Source organism: Natrialba sp. PRR66 (assembly GCF_034808065.1).
Taxonomy (GTDB): domain Archaea; phylum Halobacteriota; class Halobacteria; order Halobacteriales; family Natrialbaceae; genus Natrialba; species Natrialba aegyptia.
On record NZ_JAXHGN010000274.1, the window covers coordinates 1 to 235 of the forward strand.

Genomic DNA, 235 nt, shown 5'->3' on the forward strand with positions numbered 1-235 from the left:
CTGGGCGTTCCCATCGCGACGTGCTATCGTCGCATCGAGGAACTGGAGTCGGTCGGGCTCCTCCAGTGTGAAGGGCGACAGCTCTCCGACGAGGGGCGGCGGACGAACGTCTACCGGCGCACGCTGGACGAGTTCGCCATCGAGTTCACGGGCGACAAACCGGACCTGTCGACGGAGGACCGGTCGGCGGCGAAGAACCAGATACAGGAACAGATGGACTGACCGCCGACCGAGG

The 235-nt window shown here is 65.5% G+C and carries 1 pseudogene; it reads left to right on the forward strand.

Features of this window, described 5'->3' with window-relative positions:
• Positions 1 to 222 (forward strand): annotated as a pseudogene (locus SM755_RS24210) (ArsR family transcriptional regulator); the annotation flags it as partial.
• Positions 223 to 235 lie beyond the last annotated feature (13 nt).